Source organism: Aristaeella hokkaidonensis (assembly GCF_018128945.1).
GTDB classification, from domain to species: Bacteria; Bacillota; Clostridia; order Christensenellales; family Aristaeellaceae; genus Aristaeella; species Aristaeella hokkaidonensis.
In genome coordinates this window covers 1,955,655-1,971,999 of record NZ_CP068393.1, presented here as the reverse complement: position 1 = coordinate 1,971,999, position 16,345 = coordinate 1,955,655, and the positions used below count along the sequence as shown (strand labels likewise).

The 16,345-nt window shown below is 53.8% G+C and carries 16 protein-coding genes and 1 tRNA gene; 9 read left to right on the top strand and 8 right to left on the bottom strand.

What is annotated here, in order from left to right:
* Positions 1-138: 138 nt before the first annotated feature.
* The 4 genes from JYE49_RS08935 (at position 139) to JYE49_RS08920 (ending at position 4,446) form a co-directional block, all read left to right on the top strand.
* Positions 139-792 carry a DUF402 domain-containing protein gene (locus JYE49_RS08935; RefSeq protein WP_093957036.1) on the top strand — a complete coding sequence of 218 codons (654 nt, stop codon included), beginning with the start codon at positions 139-141 and terminating at the stop codon, positions 790-792.
* Between the two features lie 23 nt (positions 793-815).
* Positions 816-2,051 (top strand): amidase, encoded by a 1,236-nt coding sequence (locus JYE49_RS08930; protein WP_093957037.1) that lies wholly within the window; start codon positions 816-818, stop codon positions 2,049-2,051.
* A 253-nt stretch (positions 2,052-2,304) separates the two neighbouring features.
* The gene (locus JYE49_RS08925) at positions 2,305-3,255 is read left to right on the top strand and encodes a GNAT family N-acetyltransferase (RefSeq protein ID WP_093957038.1); all 951 of its coding nucleotides are present in this window, start codon (positions 2,305-2,307) and stop codon (positions 3,253-3,255) included.
* A gap of 108 nt (positions 3,256-3,363) precedes the next feature.
* Positions 3,364-4,446 (top strand): M48 family metallopeptidase, encoded by a 1,083-nt coding sequence (locus JYE49_RS08920; protein ID WP_093957039.1) that lies wholly within the window; start codon positions 3,364-3,366, stop codon positions 4,444-4,446.
* 62 nt (positions 4,447-4,508) lie between these two features.
* Here JYE49_RS08920 and JYE49_RS08915 read toward each other — a convergent pair whose 3' ends face one another.
* From JYE49_RS08915 to JYE49_RS08895, 5 genes are read right to left on the bottom strand one after another with little or no spacing between them, the layout of a single operon-like run.
* The gene (locus tag JYE49_RS08915; protein WP_093957040.1) at positions 4,509-4,826 is read right to left on the bottom strand and encodes a hypothetical protein; all 318 of its coding nucleotides are present in this window, start codon (positions 4,824-4,826) and stop codon (positions 4,509-4,511) included.
* A 41-nt stretch (positions 4,827-4,867) separates the two neighbouring features.
* A complete protein-coding gene (locus tag JYE49_RS08910) occupies positions 4,868-5,632 on the bottom strand; it encodes a class I SAM-dependent methyltransferase (protein ID WP_093957041.1) in 765 nt (254 codons plus the stop codon).
* 20 nt (positions 5,633-5,652) lie between these two features.
* Positions 5,653-6,411: a class I SAM-dependent methyltransferase gene (locus JYE49_RS08905; protein WP_093957042.1), complete on the bottom strand. Its 759-nt coding sequence runs from the start codon at positions 6,409-6,411 to the stop codon at positions 5,653-5,655.
* Between the two features lie 34 nt (positions 6,412-6,445).
* A complete protein-coding gene (locus JYE49_RS08900) occupies positions 6,446-7,078 on the bottom strand; it encodes an MBL fold metallo-hydrolase (protein WP_093957043.1) in 633 nt (210 codons plus the stop codon).
* Between the two features lie 42 nt (positions 7,079-7,120).
* Entirely contained in the window at positions 7,121-8,350 is a 1,230-nt protein-coding gene (locus JYE49_RS08895) for an aminopeptidase (protein WP_093957044.1), read from the bottom strand.
* Positions 8,351-8,548: 198 nt separating this feature from the next.
* Here JYE49_RS08895 and JYE49_RS08890 point away from each other — a divergent pair, with 198 nt between their 5' ends.
* The 3 genes from JYE49_RS08890 (at position 8,549) to JYE49_RS08880 (ending at position 10,716) form a co-directional block, all read left to right on the top strand.
* Positions 8,549-9,298, top strand: coding sequence for an AAA family ATPase (locus JYE49_RS08890; RefSeq protein ID WP_093957045.1), 750 nt, complete (start codon positions 8,549-8,551; stop codon positions 9,296-9,298).
* A gap of 418 nt (positions 9,299-9,716) precedes the next feature.
* The gene (locus JYE49_RS08885) at positions 9,717-9,875 is read left to right on the top strand and encodes an N-acetyltransferase (protein ID WP_179217298.1); all 159 of its coding nucleotides are present in this window, start codon (positions 9,717-9,719) and stop codon (positions 9,873-9,875) included.
* A gap of 43 nt (positions 9,876-9,918) precedes the next feature.
* Positions 9,919-10,716 (top strand): class I SAM-dependent methyltransferase, encoded by a 798-nt coding sequence (locus JYE49_RS08880; protein WP_179217299.1) that lies wholly within the window; start codon positions 9,919-9,921, stop codon positions 10,714-10,716.
* A 213-nt stretch (positions 10,717-10,929) separates the two neighbouring features.
* Here the strand turns inward: JYE49_RS08880 and JYE49_RS08875 are convergent, their stop codons facing one another.
* The 3 genes from JYE49_RS08875 to JYE49_RS08865 all read right to left on the bottom strand — a co-directional run bounded on the left by JYE49_RS08875 (position 10,930) and on the right by JYE49_RS08865 (position 13,780).
* Positions 10,930-11,484 (bottom strand): flavodoxin family protein, encoded by a 555-nt coding sequence (locus JYE49_RS08875; RefSeq protein ID WP_093957047.1) that lies wholly within the window; start codon positions 11,482-11,484, stop codon positions 10,930-10,932.
* Positions 11,485-11,495: 11 nt separating this feature from the next.
* Entirely contained in the window at positions 11,496-13,025 is a 1,530-nt protein-coding gene (locus JYE49_RS08870; protein ID WP_093957048.1) for a CotH kinase family protein, read from the bottom strand.
* Between the two features lie 682 nt (positions 13,026-13,707).
* Positions 13,708-13,780: transfer RNA gene (locus tag JYE49_RS08865), tRNA-Ala, on the bottom strand.
* Between the two features lie 233 nt (positions 13,781-14,013).
* On the opposite strand from JYE49_RS08865, the gene JYE49_RS08860 reads away from it, so the two are divergent.
* Positions 14,014-15,450: a L,D-transpeptidase family protein gene (locus tag JYE49_RS08860; RefSeq protein WP_093957049.1), complete on the top strand. Its 1,437-nt coding sequence runs from the start codon at positions 14,014-14,016 to the stop codon at positions 15,448-15,450.
* A gap of 103 nt (positions 15,451-15,553) precedes the next feature.
* The gene (gene deoC / locus JYE49_RS08855; RefSeq protein WP_093957050.1) at positions 15,554-16,285 is read left to right on the top strand and encodes a deoxyribose-phosphate aldolase; all 732 of its coding nucleotides are present in this window, start codon (positions 15,554-15,556) and stop codon (positions 16,283-16,285) included.
* Positions 16,286-16,345 lie beyond the last annotated feature (60 nt).

The window sequence follows — 16,345 nt, the reverse complement described above, 5'->3', positions numbered from 1 at the left end:
GGGAGAATCGAGAGCGAATGTATTACTACAGCTTATTTTATCCCGCCGGTGAACCCTGCCATGAAGAAAACACAGGGAATCTTGACCGTAAACGGCATTATGACCGTGTGCACCGGAGAAAGATAAAGAGGGAATTATATGAACAAAAAACGCCTGAACCGGGACAAATGGGGGTTCCAGTATTACCCGTATTACCAGATGAGGATTGACCATGAACTGTTTCACGGGCTTGTGTGCCTGATCCGGTTTACGGACGGGGAAAAGAATTACTGGGAAACGCCGAAAGCCGGCAGGATCCAGGTGACCGGTGAAGGGATGACCTGGCTGGAGCTGATTCCGGATGATACCCGCCGGGTGATCACCGCCATGTATTTTCCGGACGGAACCCATGGACCGGAACGGGAAAGCTATCCGGTGACCGCAAATGAACAATACCAGCCGTCCATCTGGTATATTGATATCATTGAGGGTACCGAGTATGATGAAGACGGCGTTGCGGCGTTTATCGACAAATACCTGGATGTGATCATAACGCCGGAAGGCGACGTGAAGGTAGACGACCGGGATGAACTGGACGCGGCGTACGCTTCCGGAGACCTGACCAAAGAGCAGTACGACGCGGCCCTGGCGGAGGGCGAAGACATCCTGAAGGCATACGGCGGCGATATCCGCGGGCTGGACGCGTGGTGCGCGGCGGTGCGGCAGCTGGCGGAGGACCGGATCGCGGCAGGGGAGCCAATCACTATGTGCCGGGAAGTCCGGGAGTGGAGAAAAACACAGGGAGAATCCTGATACGGAAAGGCTGGAGAACCGTTATGAATCAGACAGAGAAGGCACTGGCTCTCGCGAAAAGCGATAGGCTGAACTGCATCGCGGAACTGGATGAAACCGCACTGGAACAGGCAAAAGCACAGGAAGCGGACAAACAGGACAAGCCGCTGGCCGGGATACCGGTGCTGGTGAAAGACAATATTGACGTGAAAGGGCTGCATACCACGGCGGGCAGCCTGGCACTGGCGGACAATATCGCCCAAGAGGACGCACCGGTGATCCGGAACCTGCGCAGGAACGGCGCGGTGATCCTGGGAAAAACCAACATGACGGAATTCGCCAATTATACAACCGATGGTATGCCGGGTGGATACAGCTCCCGCGGCGGGCAGGTGATTCACGCGGTGAATCCGAAGCTTTCACCCACCGGCTCTTCCTCCGGATCGGCCGTGGCGGTCGCAGCGGGAATTGTACCGATGGCTGTGGGAACGGATACGTCCCACTCTGTTACCGGCTGCGCGATGTTCAACGGGATCTGCGGGCTGAAACCGCCGGTGGGAACACTGTCGGCGGAAGGGATCATTCCCATTGCCAGGACGTTGGACAGCGCAGGGGCGATGGCGCGGAACCTGACCGACGCACTGAAACTGTATTCCGCCATGCGGGACGAACCGCTGCCGGAACTGAAGCCCCTCAGGATGGACAAGCTTCGCATTGCGGTGAACCGGGCAAACAGGGAGCATCTTCAGTGCCAGGAACAGTTCCTGAACAGCCTGCTGAGGAAGCTGAAAACAGGCGGGGCCGTGATCGGAGAAGTGGATCAGGGAGCGGCGCCTGAAATGGTGACGATCATGCAGTGGGAATTCGGGCCGATGCTGGAAGACTATCTGGCAAAATCCACGGCGGAACGGAAAACCCTGGCGGAGATTGTCGCGTACTATGAAGCCAATCCGGATACCATGATGAAGTACGGGGACAAATTGCTGCGGGCAGCGCTGGATGAAACGCCCGGCGGACTCGAGGGGAAACCCTATCTGGACGCCCTGGAAGCACGCAGGGAAGCCATTGCGAAGGTTATGGCGGAGATTGAGGATTATGACGCTGTCCTGATGACGGGACCGACAAGCATCATGCATTATTGCGGCCTGCCGACGGTTACGGTGGCAGGAGCAGAAAAGAACCCGGACGGTGTGAATGAGGCAGTGATCCTGTACGGAAAGGATGAGTACAGGCTGTATGAAGCCGCCCTGGCGATTGAACAGGTGATGCTGAAGATATAGGGCATTCGGGAGCCCCCGGGCTTTTGAAAACGGCAATTTCCGGGTTGACAAGGGGAAAGACTTCTGGTGTAATAAGATTAATCTTTGAAAGGCAGGTGAGTGACATGGTTTACCAGGCATACCGGATTGAGAACTTCTGTCATTCACCGAAAGCCGTCTGAAGCAGTCAGCGGGCACAGGTCGATACGGAAAGTACAGTGTTCTCGATTTCGGGGACACTTTTTTGTTTGACTGCGGAAGGAGAATAAAGCAGATGACATTTGAATCAGTGAGGAATAATCCGGAGCTCTGTGAACAGGTGAAGGCCTACTGCCGGGAAAAGTGGGAAAAGGTCAGCGGCGTCTTCGCCCGGACGGCGGACAGGAGCGTCAGCGCAGAGCAGTTTCCCCAGACGTGGGTGATGCTGATGAAGACCCCGGAAGGGAACCGGGTGACCGGGTTTTACCAGCTGGAAGAAAAGGACCGGCTGACCATCCATACAGAGCTGACGCCTTTCATCACTACGCTGTTTGTGGATCCCGGGATGCACGGCGGAAAAGGGTTCGGGGAGATGATCCTGAACCACGCACGGTGCGTGCTGGGCAGCATGGGATATGACACCGCCTACCTCTGTACGGATCATATTGGCTACTATGAACAGTACGGCTTTGAGGAGATCGGGCTGGATCTTACCGATTACGGGCAGCCGACAAAGGTGTATATCACGGATACGCTGGGCGATTTCCGGTATGAGGTTTTTGACCGGAAGCACCCGATGCCGGATCATACGCGGCTGGCGGTTTACGGGCTGCAGCACGAGGTGCAGGAGAACCCGGCTTTCCTGCTGTGGTTCCTGAAGAACGCGGCGGTTACCGGACAGTATCCGAAGTTTTTCACGGTGACAGCCTTCCGGGGAGAAGGGGTGGCCGGCACGGTGAACGCCATGCGCAGCCCGGAGGATTCGCGGAGCTGGTACATCGGGGATCTGATCGTGGCGGAAGACTGCCGCGGACAGGGGATCGCGGATAAGATGATCCGAAAGGTGCTGACCCGGATCGGCCGGTGCGCCGTAGGCGGGGAGACGGTCTGCTCCTATATCGAAAAGGACAACGAGGCTTCCAGAGGCCTGCACCGGAAGCTTGGCTTTGAGGACACCGGGGAACTGAAACCCTTCGGGGAACTGCACTTTGGGGAAAACATAACCACCTGGATCCGGGAAATTTAACAGGGGAAAGAACGTGCCCGGAGGCCCGGAATCGTGTATAATGAATAGGCGAACGGGAAAAGAAATAGAAACGATCAGATGAATATAGATGTTTAAGGAGGAACAACAATGTCTTTTGATCCTGAAAGGTATACACACGATTCCGACAGATCGGCCCTGAAGGCTTTGCAGTCCATCCCGGGCTTTTCCCTGCTGATCAAGGGATTCATGAATCTCTGGAACGAGCCCCAGGAGAGGATCCTGAACATGTCCACCCGGATTAAGCTGGGGGAGAACCAGATGAAGAAGTACTATGACATGCTGCCGCCGATCTGCGAGAAGCTGGGGATTCCGGTGCCGGACCTGTACCTGGAGCTGGACGTGAAGCCCAACGCGTACACATACGGCGATTCCAATCCCTTTATTGTGCTCACATCCGGACTGCTGAAAGCACTTCCTGAAGACCTGATCCCGACGATCCTGGCCCATGAATGCGGGCATATCGCCTGCCATCACGCACTGTACAGGACTATGGGCCGGCTGGTGCTCAGCGGAGCGTCCACGGCCATCTCCTCGGTGATAAAGCTGGGCGGCCTGCTGACCGTGCCGCTGCAGGTGGCGTTCTATTACTGGATGCGGTGCAGTGAGTTTTCCGCGGACCGGGCGGCTGTGCTCTGTGACGGAACGGCAAGCAAAATGCAGGAAGTCTGCATGCGCCTGGCCGGGTGGGACAAGGACATTATGGCCGACGCGAACATCGACGCCTTCCTGCAGCAGGCGGCGGACTACAAGGAAATGATTAATGGAAGCGCCTGGAACAAGACGCTGGAGTATATGATCATGAGCCAGATCAGCCATCCGCTGACAGCGGTCCGGGCGATGGAGTGCGGCGAGTGGGCAAAGAGCGATCTGTTCAACCGGATCCTGAACGGCATTCCGGATCCGGCGGAGGCAAAGCCCGCGGAGGAGGCACCGGTGAATGACGCTCCCGCTTCCCCTGCCGAACCGCAGAAGCCGGAGCCCTTTGATATCCTCGGCCTGCTGGGCCTGAAGAAACAGGACGAGGATAAACCGGAGCAGCCGACAGTACAGGCCGCACCCGTGGAAACGGAAGCGGAAAAGGAACTGCGCTGGTACCGGAAGATGGCGGAAGAAGGCCTGATCACCTGGGACCAGTATGAGCAGAAGAAAAAGGAACTGCTGGGCGAATAATCCCAAAGAATAAAAACAGCCGCCGGTTGAAGCCGGCGGCTGTTTTCTGTGCGGGAATGATATTACCGGGAAGGGACAGGGGAGAGGACGCCGGGAGCCCGTTCGGGGCTTTTGTCCCGGCAGGGTTCTCCGGCAAAATCTTCCCAGAGGGCCCGGCAGGCCAGGTCTTCCCGGATCAGCAGGGTAATGACCTTTTCCAGATCCTTCACCCGGACCAGAATGCCCCATCTTTTCTCCTCCGAGGGCATGTTGAAGGTGTTTGCAAAGAAGACATCGTAGAAAGGCATTTTGAAAGGAATGTGTTCATCCCTCAGGATCTCCCGGATGCGGAAGATTTCAGCTGTTTTCCATTCGGGGCCTATAGATGTCCAACGTTTCATAGTGATGATCCCTCCTTCGTGCAGGATCATCGTAGCAGGTTTCAGGAATTGTTTCTTGTCATTTCTTGTGAACTTTTGTCGGCTGTTTTTTCAAACACCAGATGATTGAAGAAGGCGATCTTCCGGTATTCATCCATTGCGGCGGCCTTTGTTTCCAGGGCAAGCATGGATTGATACCAATCACTGGTGAACTTGATTTCATTATTGGAAGACAGCCCGTAGAACGTCCGGATCCCGAAAACGTCCTTAAGAACCATCTGGTCAGCCAGGAAATCCACGAGGTATTCGTTGCTGTAAACGCTTCTGTCTCCAAACATGCTGCTCTCAGCCTGGTCCTTGCTGAGCAGATCCAGGGCGGCCTTCGGATTGTCATTCAGGACCGCATAACCCATAGCCCTGCCCAGGTCATTGTGTTTCACAATCGACAGGATTCCGCCGGGCTTCAGGACCCGTTCCAGCTGTATCAGGATATAATCAATGTCATCCACATATTCCAGCACGTTGTGGCAGATGACAACGTCATAGGTGTTATCAGCAACCGCAGACAGGAATTCTGTTCCCTTCGGGATCAGCGTATAGTTATTGCTCCTGACGCGCAGGCTCACCATTTCCTTGTTCGGCTCCGCGGCGGTGACATCGTGGTGCTCCGCATAGTGATCCGCCGTGAGGCAGAAACCGGCGCCAAAGTCCAGGATCTTCAGCCTTTTTTCGTTTGGGAGATTCAGCTGGTTGTAAATCAGGTCATAGAACATCCTGCCCCAGGGTTGATCCACTACATTCCTGTAATTCTGAATCTGATTGGACATAAGTATCTCCTTTACAACCGTTATTGTTTCTGCGCGATGATCCTGTACCAGTCGATTTTCTCAAAGTCCGTTTCCGGAAAGTTGCAGGGAACCGGGCGCAGGGAGATTGGACCATAGCCCAGCTCCGCCAGCTTCTTTTCGACGATGGACAGCGGGAAGGGATTGTAATGCTCCTCAAAAATTTCTTTCTGGACGATCCTGTTCTCCTGCTCAAAGGTGTACAGCAGGTTGAAGGTGATCGACCCGTCCGGATTGTGGTCCCAGACCTGGACAAGGTTGACCCTTGTGCCGTCATGGAAGAAGGGATTGTACAGGTAGAAACGCTGCTTTTCCCGCCGGATCTTTTCCCAGTTCCGGGAGTCGAAACAGAGGTATCCGCCGGGCTTCACGTGGGCGTCCATGCCTTCAAGGGTTTTCAGGACGTCTTCGTTGGTCACGTAGGCCAGCGAGTTTCCGGTGCTGGCGACGCAGTCAAACTGCCTGTCCTCCCAGACGGAGAGATCCCTGAAATCGCTGCATTTCAGCTCAATGGGTTTTTGCTTCGCGGCAGCCTTTTTCCCGCACCGGGAAAGCATTGTTTCACTCAGGTCGGATCCGCTGATCTCAATGCCGAGTTCCTGGAGCGGCAGGGTCATGCTGCCTGAACCGATGCTGACGTCGAGAAGGGTATGAATGGGCCGGTCGCCCAGGAATTCCTTCCAGTCATTCCGGATGATTTCAGTCCGTTTTTCGTTTTCGATCAGGTCATAGATCTCCGCCCGATCATAGAGATGACTCATGGGGGTTTATCCTCCAAAGTGTTTATTAGGGAAATCAGAACAGGCCGTTTTTGGTCGGCTTTCCGTGACCGTACCAGATTGTCCGGTCGCCCAGGGCCCGGATCTTTTCGGCACTCTTTTCGATAGCGTCCCTGTCATAGAAGAGGTGTCCCACACCGGGCCGGATCCAGTTATCCAGGGCATCGCCGACGAGCAGGTGCTTTTCCTCCACGTCCACGCCGATGGAACCCAGGGTGTGACCGGGAAGTTCGATCACTCTGGCGTTAAAGCCGTAAGCGCTCAGATCCTCTCCCTCACCGACGAAGATCAGGTTATCCGGCCGCTCGACGGGGGTGTTTTTCAGTACCTTCAGGGACATGCCGAGAACCACGGTTCCCACCACGCCGGAAGACTTCAAAGGCTGTTTATCAAAGCTTTCAAAAAGCTCCTCGTCCTTCGGATGCATGGCTACGGGAACACCATATCTTTTGGACAGTTCTGCCGCGTTTTCCGCATGATCAAAATGGACATGCGTCAGCACGATCAGTTTCATTTCGTATTTATCGCACTCCGCAATCACCTGATCCAGACACTGTTTGCTGGCGGTGTCCACAAGGATTGCTTTGGTGCCGTCGGTGATCAGGTAGCAGTTATCCGTGCCGCCTTTGATCCGCTTGATTGTAGTCATAGATTTGCTCCTATCTGAAAGTGAAGATGAAGATGGATTGACTCAGACGTCAAAGGCCCATTTGCCCCGGCGGAAGATCGGAACGGTTTTGCCGTCCCTGGTGACCGCGTCGATATCCAGGCCTTCGTAGCCGATCATGAAATCATTGTGTTCCATGGAATCGTTGATACCCATTTCACGGCATTCATCCACTGTTTTGTTTTCAAAGCCGCGGATGGTGTTGGTGAAGCCCATGCCCAGCGCCAGATGGCAGGCGGCGTTCTCATCAAAGAGGGTTTCGTAGAACAGGATTCCGGATTCGGAAATCGGGGAATTGACCGGCACCAGGGCGCATTCGCCCAGGTAAGCCGCGCCCTCATCCATGGAGATCATCTGCTCCAGCAGGGCCTGGTTCTTTTCGGCATGGACTTCCACAGCCTTTCCGTTTTCAAAGCGTACCCAGAAGTTTTCAATGAGCTGGCCGTTGTAGGAAAGGGGCTTGGTGGCATAGACAATGCCTTCAGCTTTCCCACGCATGGGAGAGGTGTAGCATTCCTCGCTGGGAATATTGGCGTCGAAAGGGACACCACCGATGGTAGTATCGACGCCGCCGGTGAAGGTTCCCTCCGGGATCAGTCCAACGGTCAGGTTGGTGCCGTTATCACCCCTGTAGCGCAGTTCGGCGATGCCCAGGTTGTTGAGGAAGACGCAGCGGTCATGCAGGTCCTTGTTGTGGGTTTCCCAGGCGGCAATGGGATCCTCGGTGGCACGGGAAGTGAAAAGGATCGCTTCCCAGAGCTTTTCAATGGCTCTGCCCTTCGGCAGGCCGGGGAAGACTTTCTTTGCCCAGGCGGCGCCGGGAACAGCGGCGATACACCACTGATACTTGTTCTCCATGGCATCAAAGTAGGGCTTGTAAATGGGCCAGCTTTTCTGATCCGCTTTCGCCACCTTTGCTTGATTGATACCCTTCAGGCCGTCCGGATCGGCGGAGATCAGGGTGATGGAGGCGGGCAGCGTATCCACATAGTGCTGGAGGCGGACCTTTTCCCATTCCTCAACTTTAGCCAGGGAAGTGACACTCCGGTGACGGACGTTCAGCTTATAGAGCGGCTGGTGACCGAATTCCACTCTGACTCTTCCGGCACCGGCTTTATAGCACTCGTCCACCAGCATTTCCACAAATCTGGGCTGGTCAAGTTCACAATAGATGATAACCTCCTGGCCTTTCTGGATGTTGACGCCCATACGGGCAATCAGTTTCGCATAGTTGCGAAGGACGGTCTGTTTCATGAAGAGTTCCTCCCGGGAATGATATGGTATAGATATGATCTTGATCAGGGAACACAGCAAATGTTATTGGACGGGTTTACGAATGAATGCTCCCAATTGTACCATATACGCGGCGGAAACGAAAGAAGAATACACGCGTATTTGATATTCATGGTATTATGAATACAGATACATTACGGACGGAAAGGAAAGTGCCAAATGAGGGATCTGTATATCCGGAGCATGGGCCTGCTGGAACAGCTGCCCCGGGAAAACTATCTGGCAAAGCTGCCGGTGGTAAAGCACCTGGCGGACGACGGGATTACATTCCATAAGCAGGTGACTTTCTTTGTCGGGGAGAACGGATCCGGGAAATCCACGCTGATTGAGGCGCTGGCGATCTCCCAGGGCTTCAATCCGGAGGGCGGAACGAAGAACTTCCATTTTTCCACGGAGAACTCCCATTCGGAGCTGTGCAATTACCTGAAGGTTGTGCGGGGATTTCTCCATCCGCGGGACGGTTTCTTCCTCCGGGCGGAGAGTTTTTATAACGTGGCGTCCAACATTGACCAGATGGACAGGGAGCCCGGGTGCGGGGGCCCTGTGATTAACAGTTACGGCGGTGTATCCCTGCATCGGCAGTCCCATGGAGAAAGCTTCCTGGCGCTGGTGGAGAACCGGTTCGGAGGACAGGGACTGTATATCCTGGATGAGCCGGAAGCGGCCATGTCGCCCCGGGGAATCATCCGGCTGATGCAGAATATGGATGAGCTGGTCCGGAGGGACAGCCAGTTTATAATCGCGACTCATTCCCCGATGCTGCTGGCATTCCCGGGCGCAGAGGTTTACCAGATCCGTGAGGAAGGAATTGACAGCGTGCGCTTTCAGGACACGGATCACTACAGGACAACGGTGAGGTTTTTGCAGAACCCGGAGAGCGCGGTGGAGGAAATCCTGGGGAGGGAATAGAGACAGGTAGGAGGCGGTGTCATCGCTTTGCGATGACAAATGCTGTGATCGCTGTTACCAAAGCCGCTGTGCGCCTTTGACAGCTGTAGCATGGGAGTTGTTACCCAAATCATAGATTTGGACAACTCCTCAACAATTAAGAATGCAGAATGCAGAATGATCCGCTGCGGCGGGAATGACAACGTGGGCGCTGTGAGTTATTCAATGTGCTTTGGGTGTCATCTTGAGCAAGTGAGCGTAGCGAACGCGTCGAAAGATCTCCCAGCCCGTTTGCAATCGGGAACGCAATCGGAACATCAGGGTGATGAATGAAGAGTAAAGAGCGTGCCGCTACACGGAAGGTAAATAAAAAAGTACACCTATCAAGATTGATGGAGAGAAAAATGGATATCAGGCAACTGGACTATGATGAATATAAATGGCCGTGCATGAGACCCGGAGCTTTAATTACAAGGCGATATCCTTTTATAAGAAGAACGGCTTCCAGGTCATCGGTTTTGACAGATATGCCTATTCAAACCATGACCCGGAGAAACATAATATGCGGATTGAAATGGGTAAAATGCTGGACCGGTAAACCGGATGAGACCGGCATTGAAAAATATACAGGAGGAAGAAATATGCAGATTGGAAGCTCCAATAATACCGAAGCGGTGAAGGAACAGTATAAAACATCCAATGGACTGGATACCAGGATTTCGTTCCATGACAAGTATTCAACCAACAAACTTGGATATGGAAACTGGATTGTTTCAAATTACCAGATCAGCGCAGGAATGAAGGTCCTGGAACTGGGATGCGGTACGGGAAGCCTGTGGATCGGAAGGGATGAACTGATCAGTCAGTTTGGAAAACTTGTGCTCACGGACTTTTCGGAGGGAATGCTCGATACTGCGAGGAAGAACCTGGGAGAAAAGGATCAGATTGAGTATCGGGTGGCGGATATTCAGGACCTGCCGTTTGAGGACAACTCCTTTGACGTGGTGATTGCCAATTCCATGCTTTATCATGTTCCCGACATCAATAAAGGAATCAGCGAAGTCAGAAGAGTACTGAAGGACGACGGAACGTTCTATTGTGCGACCCTGGGAGAAAACAACTTTGTTGAGCAGCTTGCCGAATGGTTTAAGCTCAGCGGGGAGAACTTCAATCCCAACCATAATTTCACGATGCAGAACGGAGCACAGAAATTAAAGACTGCTTTTTCAGAGATTGAGGCAAGGATCTACAAGGATTCCCTTCACATAACGGATATTGACGATCTTGTAAGCTATCTGACCAGTCTGGCTTCGCTCAAGGCTTTGAATGACGTTCCGGTGGAACGGCTGAAGGAAATCATAGCAGAGCATGCCGTAAACGGTGTGGTGGATCTGCCCAAAGAGTACGGAATGTTTATAGCCCGGGGATATGCGGGATAATATGGGGAGGGGAAATACCCTGCCAGCCGAAAAAATGAATCCGAACCTTTTATGGGTTCGGATTTTCTGTTTGTCTCATTTGACAGCCCACCAGGCTGATATTTGGCCCATTGAAAACTGCAACAATGAATGCCTGCGGGCACTATGAGTTGAGCATCGATCATCAATGTGTCCGGGAATCCGGGCATATATCAGGATGAGGCTGCTGTGCGTTTAGTGGGGATTGGCGAAGAAGTTGATAATGCTGTCTATACCCTGAAGGGCATTTGCGTCGTCTGCGGCAGGTGTTACATTGGTGTTGTGGCTGGATACCAGATCGTGAATGGATTGACAGTTCATATGCCGTAAAAGGATACGAGCTGTGCTGTATGCCTTTTCCATATGGCCGTCACCGCCGCCGACCAGCATTACTGCGCCCTTTTTCTCTTTAGGGATGGGCTTTTCTTTCCGAAAGAACGTGGCGCAGTAATAGGTCTGGAGCCCGCTTCCCAGATCCAGCAGTTTGCCGGTCAGCTCTGAAAAATACACCGGGGAAGCGATCAGGATGTTGTCACATTCCTGAATGTAGTCATAGATCTCCTGCATTCCATCGGCAATGGCGCAGCCGCTGTGTTCCCAGCAGTATCGGCAGTCAACGCAGGGGGAAACGTCGCAGTGATAGGCGTCTACGATTTTATATTCTCCAGGCAGTTTCTTCGTCAGCTCTCTGATCAGGCTGACGGTGTCGCCGTTTGCCCTGGGAGAACCGTTCAGTATCAGTGTTTTCATTGCACTCCTGCTTATTTATGCCATACTTCGTTCATGAATTTGATCCGTCTTTCAAGCCACGTTGCAAGCTGTTCGGCAGACTCCTCTTCGTTTTTGCAGGCATAGGCCTGCCGGTTCAGTTCATAGTCGATGGGAGACTTGTCTCTCATATTGCTCCAGCGTTTATAGTTTTTCGTAAATGCGGATTTGTACTTCTGGCTGTCAGAACGGACTGACTCAATGGCTTCGGTGAACACGCCCCGATCATAAAGATCTGTCCACTTCCGGGCAATGATATCTGTGAACCATTCCTGCTTCATCAGTACGGTGAGCCAAGGGTTGATTGCCTTGTACACATGATCCACATCATCCACTACATTGGCTGCGTGGTACCCGCGTCCGTACTCGACGACATAACGGTTTCCCATGGCTGAATCAAAGTCCCAGGGTGCTTCAAACCGCAGCTTTTTGTCACCGTCGGGACTGAGATCGGCACTCATGAAAAAGCTGGAATAGTAAATATCCGGATCGCAGGTGAGTTCACTGAGTATATACATATCCGCAAGGGACTGAACGTCGACGATAGCTTCGACAGCTTCCCGGGGCGTCATTGACGACGATACAGTATTGCGGTAATCGTCGGTCATCTCCAGGGCTTTATCGTCATAGGCGGCAGAATACATGATGACGTATGCGTTGGAAATAAAGTTCCGGATTGTGATGCGCTGGGTTTCGGAGCGGACATTGCTCTTGATCGTGAAGCCCACAAGATCCTGCTTATGCTGGGGATCCGTGCAAAGTGGTGTGAAAGGGTTTGCATTGGGATAACCGTTAAACGGAATCAGCGGCGCAAAATTGTTGTAATTGATGGTGAAGGAGTGCAGGCGGTCCTCCAACGTGTAATATGCGTCATATTCCACAAAGTATCCCACGTTCGGGCCGTTTTCTCCTTCTTTGGGTTCAGGCACGTTTACGCGGCCCTTGGCTGCTTCCTGCTGTTCCGCGAGGAGGTATACGCCCCAGTATTTACCGTTGATCTCCACCTCAACCAGTTCGCAGTCGGAACAGTAAAGGTCTTCTCTCAGGATTTTGTGTGCCAGTTCAAAGGCTGTTTTGTTCCGCAGCATGGAAAGGTCCTTGTATTCCGCCAGCAGGAGCCAGTTTTTGAACGGCTGTCCTTCGTTAAGGTCGCCAAGGGACTGCTTTTCCGTGAATTTGATCCGCAACGGCTTTTTTTCATAGCTGGTGGTCCAGTTACCCCGGACTTTGACCTGCGCCGGCTGCTTGCTGACGGTGGTTTTACCATCTGTTCCGGTATAGGAGACGGTGCATTCGACATAATAGGGTTCGGGAGGAATCTTGTAATTGGGCGTCCAGGAGGCGATTGCCGCAGAGACGTTGCCCTTGACAGGTTCAGTTACAAAGCGGGTGCCTTCTCCCTTGGTAACGGTTTTGATGGAAATCAGGGGCAACAGCCGTTTGCCGGCTGCCTGTGCACCGGCACAGCAAAGAAGAGCCATTGCGATAAGCAGTGCGGCAAGGAATGCTTTCGTATGTTTCATACTGCAGGTCCCTCCCTGTAGATAGGTATGGTTTTTTATGGGGTGTAGGGTTTTGGGGGCTATGGAATCATTCTACAGAAGGGGGAGGTGAAAGTCAAATGAGGGGAATGAATACTGAAAACTTAAGACTTAAAACTTAAAAATGGGAGGAGGGGGGAGGGAACATAGGGGGAGCGAGGGAAACGGTACCCCAGTGGGGCATTTGCCAAAGGCAAAAGTGACCCGGAGTCCTCTCGTGCGCGGTGCGCGAGGCGGGAATTATGCCCGCGGTGCGCGCGCGAATCCAAACCGAAACGAGCGGTGAGCGCGCTCCAAGCGCGAACAGCGACGATTGAGGTTGCGGAGAGTCGATTCCGTTCGCTCAATGGTCGTTCAAGTCCCTTGGAGCGGGACTTGCCCTCCCTTTCGCGCTAACAAACTCGGGTCACTTCCGCCTGTGGCGGACAGCCCACCGGGCTGACGTTTCCCTCCTTTGCCCCTGTTCCGCAACCTCAATAGTCGCAACTCCCCACTGGGGAGATTGCTCCTTTTCGGTTGATCTCACCTCTGACGAAATTTCCGCCACTGGCGGTCGTCAGAGGTTCGCCCTCTCCAATGCTTCGCATTGTCTTCGGGCAGGAGGTTCGACTTCCCCTAGGCGCACAAAAAATATGGCAGGGCGTTAAGCCCTGCCAATGTTTTGTGGAGCATAGGGGAGTCGAACCCCTGACCTCGACAATGCGAATGTCGCGCGCTACCAACTGTGCTAATGCCCCATATAGGTACCCGGATCAGTCCGGGTCAGCTTCCTCGACTTTAACGTCCAGAGGTCTGGGACGTTCTCCTTAGCGGAGATGCGTAAAGAACGTCGAAACGCTCCATGCGCAAGCGGCAGTATATCACAGCATAAGTGAAAAATCAAGCGTTTTTTCCGGCAAAGCTTTGACTCATAAGAACGTTTCCGATATAATTCCCGTGTCCTGATAATTGAAAAAACGGAGGCAGAGATATGACCGGCAGATATTGCAAAACAAGGCTGATGAAAAGCCTGTGCAAAACCGGCATGTTCATATTGTTTTTTGTCGTTTTGTGTTTACTTGTCCCTGTTTCGGCGGAGACAGGGGAGTTGAGTATTTCCCTGCCGGAGACGGTAAAGGGATATACGCCCTGCGAGATTGTGATCCAGTCCCCGGTGGACGGAGAAGCGGAACTGAAGCTGTTTGACGGGACGCAGAACCTGTGGATGGTCCGGAAGGTGCAGCTGAAGGAAGGGGAAAACATCCTTCCCTGGGACGGACTGGGAGAATACGGGGAGCGGATGTTTGCCGGACCCTATCGCTTTGTGGTGAAGGTGAAGACGCCGGACGGCAGGGAACTGGCAAAGGAAAAGAAATTTGATATCAGCGGAACAACGGAGACGCTGGTTTACGCGCTGCCTTCCTCGGATACGATGTACCTGGAGGGCGGAGACAAATGGTTTGTGGAGTGCTATGTGTCCGCAACCTGCCTGGTGGCGATGGAGGTCAAGGATAAAGATGGCAACATTGTCTATACCCGGGATGAAAGCGTGCGGGATCCGGACGGCGTCTGCATCAACTGGCGCGGATCGATCGATACCCGGCACAAGCTCAGCCCAGGGGAATACACGGTCCGGATGTGGAGCAAGCTGAACCCGGAGTATGATCATACTTTCCCGCTGACGATCGTGGATAAAGCGCCGGAGAAGCCGGCAATCGCGGCTACCGGCCCGGTGATGCCGGAGAGGGGCATGAGCGATGAGGAAATCTGGGAGATCATGATGAAGCCCTCCGTGGTCATCAACGACAACGGAACCTTCCGCCGCTTTAACCTGTACGGGACGCCGAAGACGGGCACCCGGCCGATAGGTACGCTGCGTTGCGCCCTGCAGGGACTGGAGATCCTGGATACGGACGGCGTGTGGGCACACGTCCGGGCTGCCCGCCACGAGGACGGACAGATGGTGGAAGGCTATTACCTGGTCAAGAACCTGACGGTTTACAATCCGAACCCGCACTACGGGGTGCTGATCGACAAGAAGGAACAGACGCTGACCGTATTTGAGGACGGGAAGCGGATCGGCACCATACCGGTTTCCACCGGCCTGGTGACCCCGGGCAACTCCTACCGGGAGACGCCGCCCGGGGCATTCCTGACGGACGTGCATACGGGCGCCAGCTTTGCCCAGGAGGGATACCGGTATGAGTATCCGCTGCGGTATGACGGCGGCAACTATATCCACGGCGTCGGCTACGTCCGGAACGGCCGTTCCCGGGACTATTCCAACAATGAGCAGCAGCTGGGAAAGAAGGCTTCCCACGGCTGCACGAGGGTCAGTCTTTTCCTCCGGGAAGGCAGTCCGATCAACATGTACTGGCTGTGGATCCACCTGCCGTATCACACCCGAATCCTCATCCTGGACGACTAATTTATCTTTTCCTATATAAATGAAGGAAAAAAAGTCATTGACAACGAAATAAAACTATTTAGTATATTATGCGGATTTTTATCGCATGAAGGAGGATGTATCCATGGCTCTGACCCCGAAAGATATCGCCGCGATGCTTGATCATTCAACGCTTCAGCCCTGGCTGACAGAAGACGATATACGGCGCGGCTGCGAGGTCGCCCTGAAATATCAGACAGCGAGCGTGTGCGCACGCCCCTGCGACGTGCCGATACTGAGTGAAATGCTGAAGGGCAGCCCTGTGAAGGTCTGCACCGTCATCGGCTTCCCCCACGGCGCGCACCAGACTGCCGTTAAGGTTACTGAGGCAAAGCAGGCACTGGCTGAAGGCTGCGAGGAGCTGGACATGGTCCTCAATATCGGCAAGCTGAAGCACGGCGACGCCGATTATGTGGAGAATGAGATCCGTCAGCTGGCTGAGACCGCCCACGCGGCCGGCGCCATCCTGAAGGTCATTCTCGAAACCTGCTACCTGACAGAAGAGGAAAAGATCCTTGCCTGCCATCTGAGCGAGAAAGCCGGTGCGGACTTCGTCAAGACCAGCACGGGCTACGGCTCCGCCGGATGTACGATTGAGGATCTGAAGCTGATGCGGGCCAATGTGTCGGAGGCAATCCGAATTAAGGGCTCCGGCGGCATCCGGGACCTTGATACGGTCCTGTCCGCACGGGCCGTCGGAGCAAGCCGCTGCGGTGTGAGCGCCACGGAGAAAATCATGGCGGAAGCCGAAAAGCGGTATGCGGAAGGCACACTGAAGGAGATTGAAGATCTCAAAGAGATGTCTGGTGGATATTGAGTCCGAAGGACAGACAAATTCAGAATTAAGAATTCAGAATTCAGAATTATAACTGGAAGA

Coding starts and splice junctions, on each gene's coding strand:
- JYE49_RS08935 (WP_093957036.1), top strand. CDS start 139: ATGAACAAAAAACGCCTGAACCGGGACAAATGGGGGTTCCAGTATTAC.
- JYE49_RS08930 (WP_093957037.1), top strand. CDS start 816: ATGAATCAGACAGAGAAGGCACTGGCTCTCGCGAAAAGCGATAGGCTG.
- JYE49_RS08925 (WP_093957038.1), top strand. CDS start 2,305: ATGACATTTGAATCAGTGAGGAATAATCCGGAGCTCTGTGAACAGGTG.
- JYE49_RS08920 (WP_093957039.1), top strand. CDS start 3,364: ATGTCTTTTGATCCTGAAAGGTATACACACGATTCCGACAGATCGGCC.
- JYE49_RS08915 (WP_093957040.1), bottom strand. CDS start 4,826: ATGAAACGTTGGACATCTATAGGCCCCGAATGGAAAACAGCTGAAATC.
- JYE49_RS08910 (WP_093957041.1), bottom strand. CDS start 5,632: ATGTCCAATCAGATTCAGAATTACAGGAATGTAGTGGATCAACCCTGG.
- JYE49_RS08905 (WP_093957042.1), bottom strand. CDS start 6,411: ATGAGTCATCTCTATGATCGGGCGGAGATCTATGACCTGATCGAAAAC.
- JYE49_RS08900 (WP_093957043.1), bottom strand. CDS start 7,078: ATGACTACAATCAAGCGGATCAAAGGCGGCACGGATAACTGCTACCTG.
- JYE49_RS08895 (WP_093957044.1), bottom strand. CDS start 8,350: ATGAAACAGACCGTCCTTCGCAACTATGCGAAACTGATTGCCCGTATG.
- JYE49_RS08890 (WP_093957045.1), top strand. CDS start 8,549: ATGAGGGATCTGTATATCCGGAGCATGGGCCTGCTGGAACAGCTGCCC.
- JYE49_RS08885 (WP_179217298.1), top strand. CDS start 9,717: ATGGCCGTGCATGAGACCCGGAGCTTTAATTACAAGGCGATATCCTTT.
- JYE49_RS08880 (WP_179217299.1), top strand. CDS start 9,919: ATGCAGATTGGAAGCTCCAATAATACCGAAGCGGTGAAGGAACAGTAT.
- JYE49_RS08875 (WP_093957047.1), bottom strand. CDS start 11,484: ATGAAAACACTGATACTGAACGGTTCTCCCAGGGCAAACGGCGACACC.
- JYE49_RS08870 (WP_093957048.1), bottom strand. CDS start 13,025: ATGAAACATACGAAAGCATTCCTTGCCGCACTGCTTATCGCAATGGCT.
- JYE49_RS08860 (WP_093957049.1), top strand. CDS start 14,014: ATGACCGGCAGATATTGCAAAACAAGGCTGATGAAAAGCCTGTGCAAA.
- deoC (WP_093957050.1), top strand. CDS start 15,554: ATGGCTCTGACCCCGAAAGATATCGCCGCGATGCTTGATCATTCAACG.